The organism is Chloracidobacterium sp., assembly GCA_025057975.1.
Classification (GTDB): Bacteria; Acidobacteriota; Blastocatellia; order Chloracidobacteriales; family Chloracidobacteriaceae; genus Chloracidobacterium.
Map to the genome: position 1 here is coordinate 1 of JANWUV010000002.1, position 19,168 is coordinate 19,168.

The window sequence follows — 19,168 nt, forward strand, 5'->3', positions numbered from 1 at the left end:
CGGTGGTTTCGGCACGACGGGGCGCGGTATGTGGAGGAGCGGCCGGCTGGGGAGCGGCTGTGGGTGGGGGAGGCTGGGTTGTTTGTGGGGGCGTGGCGTGGGGAGTACGAGGGGCGGCGTGGTTTGTGGCTGCGGTTTTATGATGCGGACGGGGCGTTGATTCCGACCAAGGCGGAGCGGGAAGCGTTGGAGCGCGAAGCGAAGGAGCGGGAGCGGCAGGCGAAGGAAGCCGCGCTTCGGCAAGCCGAGCAGGAACGCCAGGCGAAGGAAGCCGCGTTGCAAGCAGTGGAGCAGGAACGTGCCGCCAAGGAGCGAGAACGCGCCGCTAAGGAACGAGAGCGCAAGGCGAAGGAAGCCGCACTTCGGCAAGCCGAGCAGGAACGGCAAGCCAAGGAAGCTGCCTTGCAGGAACTCGAACGCCTCAAAGCCAAACTCCGCGATTTGAACCGCGCCGAGTAGACTACTTCCCGAAATCAAGTAGCGAGTTAGCCCACACTTGATGCCGCCTCCAACCGAGTCTTGCTCCGACCGGCGCAACAATTTCGGCCGCGCGCTGACGCGCGCGGCTCAAGGGAAAAGACTCAAGCGGAATCACACGGAGGGTTACGGCGCGCCGACCGTCACGCGCAAACCGATGCCGCTGTACCGGGCCGTCGGCGTGCCGAAGGCGCGGTCGGCGGCGCGGCAGAAGAAGGCGCTTTCGTTCCACGACCCGCTGCGCAGGACCCGCTTCTCCCCGCTCCCCGGACCTCGCGGATCATCCACAGGGCTATTCCGGTAGTAATCCTTGCCGTACCAATCCGCGCACCACTCCCACACGTTCCCGTGCATGTCGTACAACCCCCACACGTTCGGGCGCTTTTGTCCCACCGGGTGCGTCCGATTGCCGCTGTTCTTGTCATACCACTCCTGCGCCTCCAGCACTGCTTCCCTGTCACCGCTGGAGTACGCTCCGGTCGTCCCCGCCCGAAGGCATACTCCCACTCCGCCTCCGTCGGCAGCCGATACACCAAACCTTTCCCCGTCCGCCCTGTGCATTCAGCCGCGCCAGAAACGCCTGACAATCCTCCCGAGTCACCTCCTCTCAGGACACGCCGGGCAATCCTCGAACTCACTCGGATTATTCCCCATCACCGCCGCCCACTGCGCCTGCGTCACTTCGTACTTCCCCAGCCAAAACGGCTTGGTGATTCTCACGCGGTGCTGAAACTCGTCATCCCCTCGACCCGCTTCACCCACCGGCGACCCCATGCAAAACGCGCCGGCGGGGATATAGACCACCTCGATGCCGTAGGCGACTTTTCGCACCGTCCCCGGCGCAGGCGCTTTGGGCGGTACCGGTTACGCTTGTTCGCTACCCGGCTGTGGCGTCACCGGGCGTCTTCGCTGCTGCGCCAGCAGAGGCAGGGTACACACGACGACGCACAGCAGAACCGCCGGCCACGCCCGCCAAAATCCGCCTCACCGCTTTCTTATGTCTGTCATCATCAGGGTTTGTTTCTCGTATGCTTTCTAGTCAGTGTTTTCTTGTTGACTGGGTCAACCCACAGCGCGGGCCGGCAATCTAGCAGCGATGGGGCAAAACACGCGCCCTAAAAAACGCAACCGCCTGCGGCGGAAACCCTTCGTTCGCCACGTGCCCTACACGCTTTGGCTGATGACGCACCTAAGGTACACAAAGCTCCAAGGCTTTGAAAAACCTTGTGCAACACTTTGCCTAACCGTGATTTCAACCGCCTGACAAACCTGCGCCGGACGCTAAGTGACGGCCTGCTGGCGCGTTGACGCGCTTGGCGAACAACTGGTAGCTTTTGCTCAAAACACACACCGCTACAAAGCCAACTTCTTCTAAGTTCTCTCACGGAATGAATCAGGGCGAGATAGACACCTCTCGGTGAGTCTGACGGGGACTACAACCAATGTGTCTCTCACCAAATAGACGCTAAAGTCGTCTCGAACGCATCTCCCACTTTGTTTGTGAAGAAACAGACGCTTAGGCGCACCCGCCGCTTGCACGCGACGATTCCTGCGTGCGTACCGTCATCTGCAGCGCCCCTCCTTTGCGCCGCCGGTCGGCGGTGGCGGCGGTTGGCTCGTTCATGCCGCGCCTTGACCAGCATTCTCGCTTTCGGGATCGGCTTCAAGTAAAAAACACTCTTGCCCAACCCTGACAAACACACCGAGGCTTTTCCATGACACCGCATGTTGCGCCATACAAGAATGTGTATCGGTTCATCGACGGTCACGCCGACGGCGACGGCGCGATGAAAGACCTGCTGGGCGGCAAAGGCGCGGGACTGGCCGAGATGACGTTGGCCGGCCTGCCCGTACCGCCCGGTTTCACCATCACAACGGAGGTGTGCCGGCGCTACTACGCGGCGGGCAATCAACTGCCCGCGGACGTATGGGATGAGGTTTGCGCGGCGCTGCGCGAAGTTGAAGCCGCCGTCGGCAAGACGTTCGGCGATGCGACCAACCCGTTGCTGGTCTCCGTCCGTTCGGGCGCGAAGTTCTCCATGCCGGGTATGATGGACACGGTGCTCAACCTTGGTCTCAACCACGCCACCGTTCAGGGTCTGCTGCGCCAAACCAACAACGAACGTTTCGCCCGCGACGCCCACCGGCGTTTTGTCCAGATGTTTGGGCGCATTGTGTTGGGCGTTCCCGGCGAACGCTTTGAGCATGCGTTGGAAGCCAAAAAGGCGGCGCGCGGCGTTCGGCACGACACCGAACTCACCGCTGCTGACTTGCAGGAACTCGTAACCGAGTTTGAAGCGATTGTTGAACGCGAAACCGGAAAGCCCTTCCCAGCCGACCCCTACGAGCAGCTTCGTCTGGCGATTTGCGCCGTGTTCAACTCGTGGTACGGCAAACGCGCCGTGGATTACCGCCGCCTGCACAAGATTTCCGACGACCTTGGTACGGCTGTCAACATTGTGGCGATGGTGTTTGGGAACATGGGCGACGACTCCGGTACGGGGGTGGCGTTTACGCGCAATCCGTCCACCGGCGAACGGGTGCTGTTTGGGGAGTACTTGCCGAATGCGCAGGGCGAGGATGTCGTGGCCGGCATTCGGACGCCGGAAAAGCTCGATACGCTGCGCGAGAAGATGCCGGACGTGTACGCGCAGTTTTGCGAAGTCGCGGCGCGGCTGGAACGGCACTACCGCGACGTACAGGACTTGGAGTTCACCATCGAGCGCGGCAAGCTGTGGATGCTTCAGACGCGCAACGCCAAGCGGACGGGCGCGGCGGCGGTCAAAATTGCCGTGGATTTGGTCACGGAAGGGCTAATTACGCCGCAGGAGGCGGTGCTCCGGGTAGAGCCGAGTCATCTGGATCAGTTGCTCCATCCAATGGTGGACCCGACGGTGGAAAAAACCGTCCTAGGCAAGGGATTGCCGGCGAGTCCCGGCGCGGCGGCTGGGGCGGTCGTCTTTGACCCTGACCGGGCGGAAAAGCGGGCGCAGGCGGGCGAACGGGTGGTGCTTGTTCGTACGGAGACTTCGCCGGAGGACTTTCACGGCATGGTGGCGGCGCAAGGGATACTGACGGCGCGCGGCGGCTTGACTTCTCACGCGGCCGTCGTCGCGCGCGGCATGGGCAAGCCCTGCGTTGTTGGGTGCAGCGATCTGAAGTTGGACGCCGACGGGATGCACATCGGCGGGCGGACGCTCCGCGAAGGTGATTTCATTACGCTCGACGGCACGACCGGGCAAGTCTTGTTGGGTGACGTACCGTTGGTGGCCCCGAAAACAGGCGAAGAGTTTGAAACTTTCATGCGGTGGGTGGATGAGGCGCGCCGATTGCGCATCCGCGCCAATGCCGACACGCCGCATGACGCGCGCGTGGCGCGCGACTTCGGCGCGGAGGGCATCGGACTGTGCCGTACCGAGCACATGTTCTTTGAGGGCGACCGGATTGATGTCGTCCGGCAGATGATCATGGTTTCGGGGACGTACAAGCGGTTGGCGGCGGCGCTCGATAAAATCAACGCCGATTTGGAGCGGGCGCGCGGCGACGCCGACAAGACGGCAGAGCTTGAAGCCGAACGCGCGGCGTTGGAAGCGGCGTTGGCAACGCCGGCGCAGTTGTTCAAAGGGGCGCTGGCGACGTTGCTGCCGATGCAGCGCGGCGATTTCGTCGGGATTTTCAAAGCGATGGACGGCTTCCCGGTCACAATTCGCCTGCTGGACCCGCCGCTGCATGAGTTTTTGCCGCACACCGATGAAGAGATTGAGACGCTGGCGGCTAAGCTCAACCTGCCGGCGGCGGACGTGCGGGCGCGCGTTGCTGCGCTCAAGGAGCACAACCCAATGCTGGGTCATCGCGGCTGTCGGCTGGGCATCGCCTACCCCGAAATTACTGAAATGCAAGCGCGGGCGATTTTTGAGGCCGCTGTTGAAGTAGCGCGACAGGGCGTTCGGGTTTTCCCGGAGGTGATGATTCCGCTGGTCGGGGATGTCAACGAGCTGCGCGCTCAGGAAGCTATTGTCCGGCGCGTCGCCGACGAAGTGCAACAGGCGTCAGGGGTGGAGATTCCCTACTTGGTGGGCACGATGATTGAGTTGCCGCGGGCGGCGCTCACGGCGGACAAGATTGCAACCGTCGCGGAGTTTTTCAGCTTTGGGACGAATGACTTGACGCAAACCACCTTCGGCTTTTCGCGCGACGACGCCGGGACGTTTCTCCCAATGTACGTCGAGCGGAAAATCCTGCCGGAAGATCCCTTCCAAGTGTTGGATCAGGAAGGCGTCGGGGAACTGATGCGGATCGGCGTGCAGAAGGGACGCGCGACGCGGCCGACACTGAAGGTCGGGATTTGCGGCGAACATGGCGGCGAGCCGTCTTCGGTGGCGTTTTGTCACGAGCTTGGCTTGGACTATGTGAGCTGTTCGCCCTACCGTGTCCCGATTGCGCGCTTGGCGGCGGCGCAGGCGGCGCTCCGGCGACGCGCCTGAAAAAACGACGTTAGCAGCAATTTGTCAGACGGCAGTCTATCATCCGACCTGGAGACAATTGGCAATTGCTCTCTCCAGCTCTCCGCTTTGTCTGAAAGTTTTATAGACTCAAGTCCAGCAAGCGACCACAACAAAAAGAAAAAGAGCTACCGACCATCCGTGCAAATCCAGATCGTGGATAATGTCAAGTATAAAACAATAGAAACACTTGCCCTAAGTTTCGAGATGGCAAGCGACATCCGGATTGCTGTGGCTTTTATCTCAAAAGATGGACTTGATGTAATCTTACCTTCAATTGAAAAAGCCTTAACAGCAGGTGCAAAAGTTGAGTTTCTCATAGGAATGGATACTCAGGCAACAGATGCAGCTGCAGTAAAGTACCTCTATGAACAGCTACATAAAACTAACCAAGCTAAACTTTTTTGCTTTGTTCCACAAAGTAGTTCAGCAATATATCACCCAAAGATGTATCTAGCAAAAAATGATAACAATGCGACTATTTTCATCGGATCATCAAATCTAACGAAACGTGGACTAATGACAAATGTTGAAGTTAACTTGTTAGTTAGAGACAATGTTGACACAGAAATTGTATCAGAAGCTTATACAACATATGCCAGATTAAAATTTCATCCAGCGAGAGTTATACCGGATGACGATTTCATAGACTTATTCATTAGGTTATGTAATAAAACAAAAAGGTTATCAAGGAATTTATCAAAGAATCTTGAAATTCAAGAATTGCTAAAAGATTTCACTAAGAAAGCTCGTAGCCTACAAAAACCTCGACCAAATAGAGATGATTTAATTGGATGGGTAAAGGAAGTATATGACATTTTACCACAAAATAAGTTTAATAATCAAGAAATCTATAAATTTGAAAAATATTTTAAGACCCTTTACCCGCAAAATAAAAATATCAGGGCAAAAATTAGACAACAGTTACAAATATTACGTGATCTAAAATTGATTGAGCATGTAGGTAAAGGAACCTGGATAAGAAAACCTTCCTAAGATCGTTAGCTTATTATCTGGTTTGCTAGAAATCCTGAAAATTGATTCACTGATGAAAATCAGGATTTTCTAGAATTTTGAAAACGTGCTAACCTAAATTGGTCGCGCTTGTAAGTGCGCAATTCCGATTTTGTCGGCCGCCTTGAACAGAGCCGAGCCGATGACGTATGCCAGCACAAGGCTAAAGTAGGTTGATAGCCCCTTTCCAATGACAGCCTCCACTAAGCTTTTCACAATTGAATCGCCGACGCCTGTGCTGAATGCTGTGACTACCATGGCGTAGGTGACTTGTGAGAGCAATGAAATGGCGAGATAAAGCCCCAAAAGCGTCCAGTAAGTGCCGCCCATCCTCTTGATGGTGTCAAAACCGACCAGCGGATTGATGACGCTCCAGAAGTAACGTGAGTAGCCGGCGACAATTAGCGCAACCGGGTAGTAAAGCGTAATCCAAGCAATCGTCAGCACCAATAAGATGAATATTTGAGAAATCTGAGCATAAAAAGGTATCGTTTCTCTTAGAATGCGATCCCTGAAAATACTTCCGGATGCTTCATCTTCGGAAATATCCTTGACATATCTACCTGTAATGAGATTGTCCTCCTTTGACTTATATTCTTCAAAAGCTTTCCAAATATCATCTTTGCTTACATCAAAATCACTCAAATCCAAAGCGTCAACTTCCCTTTCGCTGAGAGCTTTGAACAGCTTTCTATTTTCCTCATCTATCCTGATGTCACTAGAGAGCAACCTTCCCTTCTCCAACTCAACAACGTATATTCCTTTACCTACTTCTTCACCGGAAACGGCCGACTCTGCTTTGTAAATAGTGATAATCGTCTTATCCGATGATTTTTCTGTAGAATTGGAAGACATAAACGTTGATGTTAGGTAGAAAATCCCTAAACTGATGAGAATCGGGTATCCGTAGGTGACAATGGCAATGGCGGTGGCGAGCCGGGCGCCGGAAGTAATGTCGCTCATTTCAATCAATATATTGCCGTCCCGGATGCCGTCTGAAACCCGCTGAATGGTGATGGCGACATAGGCCATCCCAATCCCAATCGCAAGAAAATTTAGATAACTGGAGAATCTCCCCAGTACTGTACAGATGATAATAATTGTCGTTGTAGCCAAAAATCCAAACTTATCAATGAATGGATATCTTAATCCTTCTATGAGGTCGGCGATGCCGAACGGCTCCTGCTTACGCCTAGTCCATTCAAGCTCTTTCCGGTATGTTTCATACTTGGTGCAAAGACTCTTACACCTTGGGCATAGTCGCGTTGTCAGGTTGACTTCTTCCGGGCAGTTACGACAGTAGGCAACGCTACAGTTTTGACAGACATACTGCGCCGGTACGCTCTGATGATTAACGCAGAAAGAGGATATTTCACGTAATCGCCTCGTGGATCGTTCCGGGCTAACGCTTGCATATCCGCTTGGCGATGAGTATACACCTGAGCTTATTCCCGGTTGGACGCTTGGGCTTGTACTTTTTACATCACCTAATTGCTGCTCAAATAATGCACGCAGTGGGGGAATGTTTTTGGCGGCCGTCCAGGGCAGATTTCCACGGCGTATTTTATCGTCTGGCTGTACCCGTCCCTCACGTATCCATTGCTCAAGTTCCGCCGTTGTCGCCTCGTATATGTTGTTCTCTATCTCAATTTCCCAAAGTCTTTCCTGCTCCTGCATCTTCGAACCATCCTTTCGGCTATGCTCAAGTTATGAAGATATGACGTACTGCTTTTCAAGCCGAGGAGACACCAGACGAAGCGGTGAGCGCGAGGCATTGTTTTCATCTCCGCCGTAAATACCGCCGCTAATGCAGGCATTGTTTATTTGTAGTCCATATAGCGACGGCGTTACAAAGTCAAGGCGTCAACCACTCTCGGCACGTGGGACAGTGGCAACCTGCGCCTTTGTTACATAGGCTTTACATCAAAGCCAAAAAGCTGAAAGCATACTGGGAAATAAGGCGCTGAATACCGGCAGTACGGCGCCGGGTTTGTTAGGCCTGTTCGGAATGCGGCGGCAAAATCTAAGGACTTCGGTTGAAATTTATGCGATCTGAGTGGCTGCAAAGATTTTTCGTGTTTTTTTGGCTGTCTCTCTTGTCCGTTTTAGCCTGGGGACAGGCGAATGTCACCGGCGGCGCGCTAAGCGGTACGGTTAAAGACGCTTCCGGGGCCGTCATCGGCAACGCCGTCGTCAAGGTCAAGAACGTAGAAACCGGACTGACCCGCGAGACAACCACTGGCGAGGACGGAACGTTCCGAGTCCCGGCGCTGGCCGCCGGCGCCTACGACATTACGGTGACGGCGACCGGCTTCACTGAACTCACGCGACGGGCGACGGTGCTCATCGGGCAAACCGCCGGCGTCGAGATCACGCTTTCAGCCGGTGACATCAGTGAGACCGTCAACGTCACCGCCGACTCAGCCTCGATTGTGGAAACCGCGCGCACACAGCAGTCCACGACGGTCAATGAGCGCGCCGTGAAAGATTTGCCGGTCAACGGCCGCAACTTCCTTGACTTTATCCGCCTAACGCCCGGCATCAATGTTGACCCTCGCGCTGGCGACTACTCCGCTGGCGGCCTGCGCGGAACATTCAACAGTCTGCTCATTGACGGCGCGGACAACAACAACACCTTCTTTGGACAAACCCTCGGACGCACCGGCGTGCGCGCGCCGTACCAGTTCAGCCAAAGCTCCGTCAAAGAGTTTCAGGTCAACACAAACAGCTACGCGGCCGAGTTCGGACGCGCCGGCGGCGCGCTGGTCAACGTCATCACGAAGTCCGGGACGAATGAATTTCACGGCGAAGGGTTTTACTTCTTCCGCGACAACGCGCTGAACGCCACCGACGGTTTCATTCGCTCGCTGCCGCCGCCGCGCAATCGCAAGCCGGATTTGCGCGTGCAGCAGTTCGGCGGCTCCATCGGCGGCCCCGTTCGGAAGGACAAGCTTTTCTTCTTCTTCACCTACGACGGGCAGCGGCGCAACGACCCAATCGTGGTGGCGCCACTCGTGCCGATCCCAACATCCTTTTCCCCGGCCGTGCCGGCGGATGTCGCTCAACGCACCATTGCTTTTCTGAACGCCCAGACGGCGCCGTACCAAGTGGGGTTCAACCAAGACGTGTACATGGGCAAGGTTGACTGGCAAATCAACAGCGACAATCGGCTCTCGGTGCGCTACAACCGCCAGCTTTTCAAAGGTAAAAATCAGGAAAACCCCGGACAGATTCGCAGCGTCAGCGCCACCGGCAACTCCAATTCGACGACGGACACCGTCACAGGCCAGATCACGACCATTCTGACGCCGAACCTCATCAACGAAGGCCGCTTTGGCTTTTCGCGCGACCAGCAACTCGGTACAGCCAACAGCAATTCGCCGGAAACCATCATCAACAGCCCGGCGGGCAACACGCTGGTCTTTGGACGAAACAACTTCAGCCCGCGTGAGACGACCGAGCGGCGCTTCCAAGTCACCAATACGTTGACGTACGTGCGCGGGCGGCACACGTACAAAGCCGGCTTCGACTTCATCTTCAACCGCATCTTCAACTTCTTCCCCGGCTTTTTCGGCGGGAGCTACGTCTTCAACAGCTACGAAGATTTTGCGCTGCGTCGTCCGAGCGGCGCCGGCGCGACGGCGATTGTGTATCAACAGGCCTTCGCCGGGCCAAACACCAACGGGCCGCGCTCGTACCCCAACACGAGCGAGTACGGCTGGTTTGTCCAAGACGACTGGAATATTACGAACCGCTTCAAGCTGTACTATGGTCTGCGCTACGACGCGCAGGTGAAAGACGAGCCGCCGGTGCTCAACGACGATCCGCGTCTGTTGGCGCTGGGGGTACGGACGCAAGGCCTCAAGCAGGACCTCAACAACTTCGCCCCGCGCGTCGGCTTCGCATGGAACATTTTAGGCGACGGCAAAACGGTGCTGCGCGGCGGCTATGGGATTTTTTACGCCCGGACGCCGAGTATTGTGACGGGGACGGCGCACACCCAGAACGGCCTCAGTGTGCGGACGTTACAGTTCACGCAGGCGCAGTTGGCGACGACCGGCTTGACTTACCCAAACACCTTCGCCAGTCCGCCGGCCGGCGTGACGCCGCCCGCGTTGCAGTTGTTTTTCTTTGCAAGCGGCTATGTTGACCCGATGGTGCATCAGGCAAGTCTAGGTATTGAGCGCGAGTTGACCCGCGACTTGTCGCTGTCGGTGTCTTACCTGTTTACGCGGGGCATTCGATTGACGCGGACGCGCGACATCAACCTACGCCAACCAATTCCCATCCCTGTCAACATTGTGGGCGGCAACCCCGTCATCATTCCGCGGTATGTCATTGCGCCCGGCTCCAACGTGACGGCGCGGCCGACAAACCTCCTGCCTGTTCCGCCTCCGCCGAGTACGAATGTGAGCTACGGACGGCTTTTCCAGTTTGAAAACACGGGCGACTCGGTTTATCACGCGCTGGCGGTTCAGGCGACGAAACGCTTCAGCCAAAACTTTCAGTTTTTGCTAGCCTACACTTGGTCAACGGCGATTGACAACCGCCCCGATCAGACGATTGTGACGGCCGGCGGCGGCGACACCAGCCGCCTCGTGGCAGACCCGCTCAACATTCGCACCGAACGCGGACGCGCCGACGTGGACATTCCGCACCGGTTCGTCCTGAGCTACGTGTGGGAGCTAGCCTACGCCCGCAATCTCCAAAATCGCCCGGCGCGGCTGCTGCTGGACGGCTTTCAGTTCAGCGGGATTGTGACGGCGACTTCGGGCAGTCCGTTCTCGGCGCTCGCTGGCGGCGACCTCAACGGCGACGGGACGCCAGGCAACGACCGCGCGCCGTTCATCGGACGGAACACCTTCCGGCGCAAGGCGTTCGCGTCATTCGATTTGCGGCTGACCCGGACAATTCCCATCACGGAGCGGTATCGTGTTGAACTGATTGCCGAGGCGTTCAACCTGTTCAACCGCTTCAATCAAGCGGCGGTGCAAACCAATCAGTTCGCCTTTGGCACGCCGGGTGGTGTGCCGACCCTGACGCCGCGCGCCGATTTTCGCGCTGTCAATGGGCCGGGCGTGGCGCCGCGCGTGCTGCAACTTGCGGCGAAGTTTGTTTTCTAAAGCGTTTTCCGTTGGAGTGGAACGACGCTTTGTGCGGCCCGCTCACTCGCGTGCGGCGCTGCATACCGCACTTCCCCGGCCTAGGACGCCACGCCTCATGAAGGTGGTTTCGTTGGCGGCAGGTGCAGCGCTACCGCACGACTCTGTCCACCGCCACGCCGCTGCGGTGAAACACAAAAGTCGGCCAACCGCCGCGCGAGTGAAACACCTCGACCTCGACGCCGAACACCTCAGCCAACAGGCGCTCGTGCAGCACATCGGACGGCGCACCTCGCGCCACACACCGCCCTGACTGCATCACCGCGACTTGATCGGCATAGCGGGCGGCGGCGTTCAGGTCGTGTACGGCCATCACGATCGTCTTCCCTTCGTCAGCTAACGCCCGGCACAGTTCGTACGTCTCCAGCGCATGGGCAACGTCCAAACTCGCCGTCGGCTCATCGAGCAAAATCGCCGGCGCTTCCGTCGCCAGACTGCGCGCAATCAGAACGCGCTGCCGCTCGCCGCCAGAAAGCTCCGTCACCAATCGTGCGCGCAAATGCAAAACGTCGGCGCGCATCATCGCCTGCTCAATCACGGCGCGATCATGCGCGCCCTCCGGCTGAAAACGCCCCAGATGCGCGTGCCGCCCCATCGCCACGATGTCGCGGACGGTGAAGGCGAACTCCAGATGCGTATCCTGTGGCACGACGGCGATGCGCCGCGCAATGTCCCGCCGTGACCAGCGCCGCAGGTCGCGGCCTTCCAGCCGCGCCGCGCCGCGCGTCGGCGCAAGCAGCCCTGCCAGCAGCCGCAGAACGGTCGTTTTACCGGAGCCGTTCGGCCCAATCAGCGCCAGAAAGCGTCCCGGCGGCGGCGCCAGCGAAACCTCCCGCGCAATAGCCGCGCCGCCGACTTCAAACCACGCCTTGTCAAGCTCCAGAAACGCCATACGCAGGTCGCCGCTACCCAGCCCAAGCGCGCTTTGACTTCACCAGCAGGTACAGGAAAAACGGCCCGCCCACTAGCGATGTCACAACGCCGGGTCGCAGCTCCGTCAGCGACGCCGCGCGGCACAGCAGGTCCGCCGCAACGAGAAACGTCGCGCCTCCCAGAAACGACGCCGGCAGCAGGCGACGGTTGTCCGGTCCAAGGACAAGCCGCAGCATGTGCGGGGCTACCAAGCCCACAAAACCAATCGCGCCGACGACGGCGACCGTCGCCGCCGTCACCAGCGACGCCCAAACAATCAAGTTCCGCCGCAACGCCGGCACGTCAACGCCCAACGACAGCGCCGATTCCTCGCCCGTCAGCAAGAGGTTGAGTTCCTGCCCGTACAACGCTAGCCGGACGCCGCCGATGAGCGTCAACGGCGCCGCCAAGGCGACATGCCCCCACGAGCGACCTTCAAAATCGCCCATCAGCCACGACAGCATCTGCCGCCCGACCTCCCACTGCCGTAGCGACAACGCCAGCACGAACGACGTTAGCGCCGAGACGATGCTTCCAACGGCGACGCCCGCCAGCAGTAGCGTCGTCGTCGCCACGCGCCCACGCCCGCTTGACGCCAGCCAGTAGACGATCGCCGTACAGCCGAGCGCGCCGATAAACGCCCCGGTCGGCGTCAAAAGCATGGAGAAGGTCGTCGCGCCCAAGTACAGCGCCGTCACCGCCCCGAACGCCGCCCCGGCCGAAACGCCGATGACGCCCGGCTCAGCCATCGGGTTGCGAAAAATCGCCTGCATGACCGCGCCCGTCAGCGCCAGTCCGCCGCCGACCAGCGCCGCCGTCACAACGCGCGGCAGGCGTACCCAGAGGAGTACCGTCCGCTGCCACGCCGGATAATCGCCCTCCGCGCCGGTGAGCGCGTCCCATAGAATGCGCAACGTGCGCTGCGGCGGGATGTTCGCCGTCCCCAACGCCGTCGCCAAAACCATCACGGTGATGAGCAGGACGGTCAGCGCCGGAAAAACAACCGCGTCACGGCGCGTCATGGGTTTTATCCTCAAAGCGGTCGGGATGCAGGGCGCGCGCCATCGCCCACGCCGCCCGGACGTTGTAGTGCGAGTTACACATCAGGAGTCGCGGCGGCAATGTCACGACACGCCCCGTTTTGACGGCCCGCACATCCTGCCAGAGCGGGTCCTTTTCCAGCGGCTTGGGCGGCACGACGTACCGCCTGCCGACCGCGCCGTGCGCCCGACCGCCGGTGTCGGGGACGAAAATCACGTCCGGGTCCATCTCAATGACCGTTTCCAGTGTGATTTTGCCCCACGCTTCAACGCCCGCCTCCCGCGCCGCATTGCGCGCCCCGGCCGCCTGCAAAAGCTCGTCGGTGTAGGTGCCGATGCCGGCCGTATAGCCGTAGCCGCTGCCGATGTAGAGCGCGCGCGGCGGCGGCGCGCCGGCGACTTTGGCGCGGACGGCCGCCAGTTGGCGGTTCATTTCGTCAATCAGGGCTTGCGCGCGCGCCGGCTCGCCTACAGTGTCGCCCACCAACCGGATGTTTTCCTGAATTTCGGCGATCGTATAGCCGCGATTGATGCGCACCACGCGCGCCCGGCTGAGTTCCAGCAGGCGTACCGTCTCCGCCGGGCAGGAAGCGCCCACAAACACCACGTCTGGGTCGAGGGCTAAAATTTGTTCGGCACGAATCGGTGTGGACGCGACCCGTCCCGGAATCCGCGCCGTCCGTTCCAGAATGTTGCACAGTCCCGGATTGTCGGCGTCCTGACTGAGCGCCAGAATGCGCTCCGGCTCAACCAAATCAACGAGCATTTCGTTGACGTTGTATTCGGTTGAAATGATGCGTGACGGCTTGCTTTCAAGCGCCGGCTGCTTCGGTCGCTGCGCCGCCGAGGTCGCCTTCTGTTGCCAAGCAAAGCCGTACTTGCCGGCCAACGCCGAAAGCGCCAGCGCCAAGGCCATCAGTCCGACGTTCGCCGACAAGCGCATCATGCCGTCGCCTCGCGGGAAACCTCGGCTCGCTTCTCGCTGCGCCACACACCGGGCGAGGCCGCATCGAAAACGTGCCGGTTGAAGTGTCGCGTCGCCAGCACGCCCGGCGGCGGCAGGTAACGCTCCGCGGCCAACATCGCTTCCAAGTAGTCAAAAACGGCCATCACGGTCGCCTCGTCATTGATGGAGTGCAGCCAGATCGTCTCGCCGCCAAAGAGGATGAGAATGACGTTCGCCAGCGGGCAGGGACCCAAGCAACTGGTGACGGTCAGGTGCACCCGCAGCCGGAGTCCCCGCGCCTTCCATTCCCGTTTGTAGGCTTCCAGCGGCACAGCCGGGACGCCGCGCTCCGTTTGCCCGCAGCAGCAGCCCTGACAGACAAAGAGCTGTCCTTCAATGACGCGCAGTTCCTTTACGACGCCGTCGGCGCGCGTCACATCCAGAAAGCGGTTGGGTTGCGCGGCGTCCACTGCCTTCTAAAACTGAAACGCGACGCCGCCCAGACCGACCACGCCCGGCGCGAGCCAGCCGTTGCCGGTGAAGTAGCGTCGGTTGAACATGTTTTCCACCTTGCCGTAAAAGCGCAGCGAGCGGTCGTTGCCGACCGGCAGCGTGTAGCTCCCCATCACGTCGGCCTTGACGTAGCCCGGCACTTCAAAGGCGCGCGCGCGTCCGGCGGCGAAAAGCGAAGCGTACGTGCTGCTGTACGCCGCCAAGTCAAAGTTGACGTTGACGCGCTTCCCAATCGCCTGATTGGCGACAAAGGTAAACGTATGCTGTGCGACGCCAAAAATGCGGAAGAAGTTGCGCACTGACACGTCGCGGTCAGTGCCCGCGTTCGTGTGGGTGTACGAGCCGTTGAGCGTCAGCGTCGCCGTCGGCCGCGCGTTGAAACTCACTTCGACGCCGCGCGAAATCCCGCCTGAGCCGTTAATGTAGCCTGACGAGCGACCGTAAGGGTCGGTTCGCGGGTTCAGGACGCCGCTGGAATCAAAGGCCGTAACCTGAACAACGCGCGTGTAAAAACCGGTGATCCCCACCTGCAAGCGGTCACGGAAGAAATACTGGTCAATACCGGCGTCGAACGAGTTGTAGCGGTCGGGGGCAAGAAACGGATCGCCGTAGGGCGTGAAGTTCACCAGACCCGTCGCCGGATTGTTGAAAAAGCCGCCGCCGAAACGCTCGTAAAGCGCCGGCGCGCGATAGGCGTTGCCGACGTGCGCGCGCAGCTTGGTCTTGCTTTCGGCGATGAAGTACGACACTGAAATGTCGCCCGTGTAGGCCGTCGGCGGCGCTTTGAGCTGCACGTTGGCGTAGGCGTTGGTCGTTCCCGTCGCCAAAAACGTCGGACGATTCAGCCGGAAACCCTGCGACCTGCCCGACAGCGAAAGCTGAAGCCGGTCGTCAAGCAGCCGGAACTGCGCTTGAAAGTAACCGGCGTGGGCGTTCTGGCTGATGTTGGTCTGGACATCCACGCGCTGGCGCGGGTCGGGAATCCGGTTGTCCTGCCGGTCAAAGTAGGCTTCGCGCTCAAACTCGTAACCGGCCGTAAACGTGAACCAGCGCGTCGGTTGCAGATTGACGCGCGCATCCACGGTGTCAATGTCACCGACGTAGTTGAGGAAGTTTGACGTGACCGGCTGGAAACCGAAGCCGCCGGGGCCGTTCTGGAACACCCGCGCCGTATGTACCCGCTGCCATGCCACGCGGTAGCCGACCACCGGATTGATCGTGTGATTGAAGATCACCGCGCCCATGGCGAAGTTGGATGACCGACGATTGTCGGGGTCTTGCCGGTTGGGAATGATGGTCGCATCGCCCCAGACAATCTGCGCGGCGGGAACACCGGCGATGAGCCGCCGCACTTGGTCAGCAGGCAGAAACCGGGCCGGAATGACGCCTGTGGCGGGAAAGTTCGCCGCCGGAATGCCGGACGTTGTAGGGCTGATCTGAAGCGCCACGAAGTCGTCCGAGGCGTTGACGCGCCCGGTGAGTGAGATGTTGGGTGTGAAGTCGTAGCGCAGCGTCCCCTGCACGCCCGTGCTGCGGGTGGGCGTCCAGCCGTTGACGCCCTGCGTGACGTTGAGGTGCGTCGTCGCAAAGCTGTAGGAAAACCGGTCGCCCAATCCGCCCTGAAGTTGAAAACGTCCCCGGAACAGGCCCAGCCCGCCGCCTTCAAGTTGGAGCGAGCCGGTGGTTGGGCCGCCGCCGCTGTTGGAGACAATGTTAACAACACCGCCGACGGCGTTCGTCCCGTAGAGCGACGAGCCGGACCCGCGCAGAAACTCCACCCGCCCGAAGTCTACGAAGTAGAGGTTGGACATAAACGAGGTGGCATCGCCTTGCGTGGTCGAGGCGTCGCGGAAGCGCAGCCCGTCGTAGAGAATCGCTGTGGCGTCTGGGCGCAGCCCGCGCGTCCGAAGCTGGGTGAACGCGCCAGGACCGCCGTTGTTGAGAATTTGGATGCCCGGCGCTGTTCGCAGCACTTCGTAGAGTGTAAACTCGTTCCGGTCGAGAATCTCCTGCCGGTCAATGACGGTGACGGCTTTCGAGACTTCATCCACCGTTTGGGGCGCGCCCGCCGCCGTCACGATGACCGTATCGGCGACGCCGGACACTTTGAGCGTCACATCAGCGGCTTCGCCGACAGTGACGCGCCGCGTCGTCCGCGGAAAACCGGAGGCTTCCACTTCGATGAGGTAATCGCGGCCGGCGAGGTTTTCAAAGGCGTAGCTACCGTCGGCGCTGCTGGTCGTCGTCAGTCGAACGTTTACGTCGCGCCCTTGCAGAGCGACGACTGCATTCGGAACGGGTCCGCCTTGTTCGTCAAGGATGCGCCCGCGAATGGCGTTTGATTGGGCGAGTGTGCTTCCGGCCGGAAGTGCCAACCACAGCACACCCAGCAGCAGAAAGCGAAGCATGGCGGAAGTCATGGCGTTTGGGACTCCTTCCCAAGCAGAATCAACGAGGAATCTTCTGAACTTTTCGAAGCGAGGCGGCGCTGTTCGTTCAACCATCGGACAAGCAGCGCGACCAGATGCGCGTTGGCGGCGTCGTCACGGACGGCTAACCGTACGTAGCGGTCGTCCAGACCAAGAAAATCAGTGCACCGCCGGACAAGAACGTGGTGCGGCTCCAACCACTGCGCCAAGTCCGACGCCGCCCCGTACGGCAGCCGAATCAGCAGGAAGTTGGCGGCGCTGGGGAACACCGTACAGCCGAGTTCGTCCAGCGCATGCGCAAAGGTGCGGCGCGCGCACTCGTTGCGGATGCGGGTGCGGGCGGCAAAGTCCTCGTCGGCGAGCGCGGCGCAGGCGGCTGCGAGCGCATGCGCGCCGACCGGCCACGCGGCGGTTTGGCGATGCAGTTCCTGCGCCAGCGGCGGATACGCGACGGCGATCCCGACGCGCAACCCCGGCATCGTGTAGAACTTCGTCAGCGAGCGCAGCGCGACGACGTTCGGCAGGTTGGCCGCCTTGACAACCAGCGAGTCTTCAGGCCGGTAGTCGGCGAACGACTCGTCCAGCACGACGCGGACGCTGTGCTGCGCCACGGTACGGATGAAGTCGAGCAGGCGGTCGGGCGGATAAGCCGCGCCGGTCGGGTTGTGCGGCGTGTTGAGGATGACCGTATCCACGCGCGCTTCCCGAATCAACGGCGCAAGGCGCGCAAAATCAGGCTGAAAAGCTTCCTCGGCGCGCAGCGGCTTGGTGACGAGGCAGGCGTTGACGGCGACGAGCGCCCGGCGGTATTCGGCGAAGGACGGCTCCAGCAGCAGAACGCGGCGTGGTCGCCAAACGCGCAACGTGTCAAACAGGAGTCCCGCCACGCCGTTGCCGACGACGACGGCGGCCGGATCAAGGTTGTAACGCCGGGCGAAGGCGGCGCGCAGCGCGGTGTCGTCGGGATAGCGCCTCCAGTCGGCGCGCGCTACGGCGTCTGTAACCGATTGGGGCGGTCCCCACGGATTGAGGTTGGCGCTGAAATCAAGCACCTGGTCGGGCGCGACGCCCCACCGCTGCGCCGCTTCAAACACTCGCCCGCCATGGACGGACAACCACGGAGAAGGATTCATCGCACACTCCACAGGCAAAAGGTGAGCGCGGCGGCGAACCCCAGCCACGATACACGTTCAACCAGTCGGCGCGCGGCCTCGACGGCGGCGACATCCAGCGGGCGGCGCGCGTCGCCCAGAAACGCCGTTGCGTAGGGGACGCCGGCGTAGTGGTTGACGCCCCCCAGCCGGACGCCAAGCGCCCCGGCTATGGCGGCTTCAGGTTGTCCGGCGTTAGGACTGGCATGGCGGCGGGCGTCGCGGAACCAAATGCGCAATGCGCCGCGCCAGTCGTCGCCGTGCAACCACGCTGCGACGACAATCAAGGCGGCCGTCAGCCGCGCCGGAATGAGGTTGGCGATGTCGTCGAGGCGGGCGGCGAATTTTCCAAACCAGAAGTTGTGTTCGTCCGCATGGCCGATGCAGGAGTCAAGCGTGTTGACGGCTTTGTACGCCAGCGCCGCCGGGACGCCGCCGACCGCGAGGTAAAACAGCGGCGCAATGATCCCATCCGAGGCGCTTTCAGCCAGCGTTTCAACGGTGGCCCGGCAGACTTCGCTTTCACTGAGGTCGTGGGTGTCGCGCCCGACGATCCGGGCGACGCGCTGCCGCGCGCCGGGCAGGTCGTCGTTGAGCAATCGGTCAGCGACGCTTCCCGTTTCATCCAATAGGTCCTTGGTCGCCAGCGTTGTCGCCGCCAGATAGACAAGCGCCATCGCGCCGACCACCGGCGACCAGCGGCATAGTTCGCGCAGCGCGAGCAGGCTGCCGCCGTACGATAGTCCGACCAAACCGAGCGTCAGCGCCGCGCCGGTCAGAAATGCCGTCGCCGGCCCGCGCGCCAACGGACGCAAAACGCGCTCGCCAGCTGCGATGGCTGCGCCCATCCAGCGTACGGGGTGAGGCAGCCACGGCGGGTCGCCGATCAAGCGGTCAAGCGCGTAGGCGGCGGCAAGCAGAACAGGCGACATCGGGCGTCATCCACGGCACGGCCGCATCGGGTATTGCCGAGGTACGGCCAAGCGGCCTCACTACGGAGACCCATAACCTTGGGATCACGC

Annotated in this window: 14 protein-coding genes; 4 read left to right on the top strand and 10 right to left on the bottom strand. The window is 60.3% G+C overall.

All coding sequences use genetic code 11. The annotated features are described in order from the left end of the window. Positions 1 to 459, top strand: a 459-nt coding sequence (locus tag NZ585_01765) for a hypothetical protein (protein ID MCS7078764.1), incomplete at its 5' end; no start/stop codon positions are given. Between the two features lie 144 nt (positions 460 to 603). On the opposite strand, the gene NZ585_01770 is transcribed toward NZ585_01765, so the two are convergent. Then, positions 604 to 984, bottom strand: coding sequence for a formylglycine-generating enzyme family protein (locus tag NZ585_01770; GenBank protein ID MCS7078765.1), 381 nt, complete (start codon positions 982 to 984; stop codon positions 604 to 606). 90 nt (positions 985 to 1,074) lie between these two features. Further along, entirely contained in the window at positions 1,075 to 1,308 is a 234-nt protein-coding gene (locus NZ585_01775) for an SUMF1/EgtB/PvdO family nonheme iron enzyme (protein MCS7078766.1), read from the bottom strand. A gap of 884 nt (positions 1,309 to 2,192) precedes the next feature. Here NZ585_01775 and ppdK point away from each other — a divergent pair. Next, positions 2,193 to 4,961 carry a pyruvate, phosphate dikinase gene (gene ppdK / locus NZ585_01780; protein ID MCS7078767.1) on the top strand — a complete coding sequence of 923 codons (2,769 nt, stop codon included), beginning with the start codon at positions 2,193 to 2,195 and terminating at the stop codon, positions 4,959 to 4,961. A gap of 225 nt (positions 4,962 to 5,186) precedes the next feature. Further along, on the top strand, positions 5,187 to 5,975 hold the full coding sequence (locus NZ585_01785) for a phospholipase D-like domain-containing protein (GenBank protein MCS7078768.1): 789 nt from the start codon (positions 5,187 to 5,189) through the stop codon (positions 5,973 to 5,975). Between the two features lie 93 nt (positions 5,976 to 6,068). Here the strand turns inward: NZ585_01785 and NZ585_01790 are convergent, their stop codons facing one another. Continuing rightward, positions 6,069 to 7,670, bottom strand: coding sequence for a B-box zinc finger protein (locus tag NZ585_01790; protein ID MCS7078769.1), 1,602 nt, complete (start codon positions 7,668 to 7,670; stop codon positions 6,069 to 6,071). Positions 7,671 to 8,089: 419 nt separating this feature from the next. Between NZ585_01790 and NZ585_01795 the strand changes: the two genes are divergently transcribed. Further along, on the top strand, positions 8,090 to 11,116 hold the full coding sequence (locus NZ585_01795; GenBank protein MCS7078770.1) for a TonB-dependent receptor: 3,027 nt from the start codon (positions 8,090 to 8,092) through the stop codon (positions 11,114 to 11,116). 130 nt (positions 11,117 to 11,246) lie between these two features. On the opposite strand, the gene NZ585_01800 is transcribed toward NZ585_01795, so the two are convergent. The 7 genes from NZ585_01800 to cbiB are packed head-to-tail and all read right to left on the bottom strand — an operon-like array spanning position 11,247 to position 19,078. Next, positions 11,247 to 12,047 carry an ABC transporter ATP-binding protein gene (locus tag NZ585_01800; protein ID MCS7078771.1) on the bottom strand — a complete coding sequence of 267 codons (801 nt, stop codon included), beginning with the start codon at positions 12,045 to 12,047 and terminating at the stop codon, positions 11,247 to 11,249. Positions 12,048 to 12,060: 13 nt separating this feature from the next. Further along, the gene (locus NZ585_01805) at positions 12,061 to 13,089 is read right to left on the bottom strand and encodes an iron ABC transporter permease (protein MCS7078772.1); all 1,029 of its coding nucleotides are present in this window, start codon (positions 13,087 to 13,089) and stop codon (positions 12,061 to 12,063) included. Next, positions 13,076 to 14,053, bottom strand: a complete 978-nt coding sequence (locus tag NZ585_01810) for an ABC transporter substrate-binding protein (GenBank protein MCS7078773.1) — start codon at positions 14,051 to 14,053, stop codon at positions 13,076 to 13,078. Before NZ585_01810 ends, NZ585_01805 begins: the two co-directional genes overlap by 14 nt. After that, positions 14,050 to 14,523, bottom strand: a complete 474-nt coding sequence (locus NZ585_01815; GenBank protein MCS7078774.1) for a (2Fe-2S) ferredoxin domain-containing protein — start codon at positions 14,521 to 14,523, stop codon at positions 14,050 to 14,052. Before NZ585_01815 ends, NZ585_01810 begins: the two co-directional genes overlap by 4 nt. A 6-nt stretch (positions 14,524 to 14,529) precedes the next feature. Next, positions 14,530 to 16,986 (bottom strand): TonB-dependent receptor, encoded by a 2,457-nt coding sequence (locus tag NZ585_01820; protein MCS7078775.1) that lies wholly within the window; start codon positions 16,984 to 16,986, stop codon positions 14,530 to 14,532. Beyond that, positions 16,983 to 18,128, bottom strand: coding sequence for an aminotransferase class I/II-fold pyridoxal phosphate-dependent enzyme (locus tag NZ585_01825; protein MCS7078776.1), 1,146 nt, complete (start codon positions 18,126 to 18,128; stop codon positions 16,983 to 16,985). Before NZ585_01825 ends, NZ585_01820 begins: the two co-directional genes overlap by 4 nt. Continuing rightward, a complete protein-coding gene (gene cbiB / locus NZ585_01830; GenBank protein MCS7078777.1) occupies positions 18,125 to 19,078 on the bottom strand; it encodes an adenosylcobinamide-phosphate synthase CbiB in 954 nt (317 codons plus the stop codon). The genes NZ585_01825 and cbiB overlap by 4 nt, the downstream gene beginning before the upstream one ends. Positions 19,079 to 19,168: the final 90 nt, after the last annotated feature.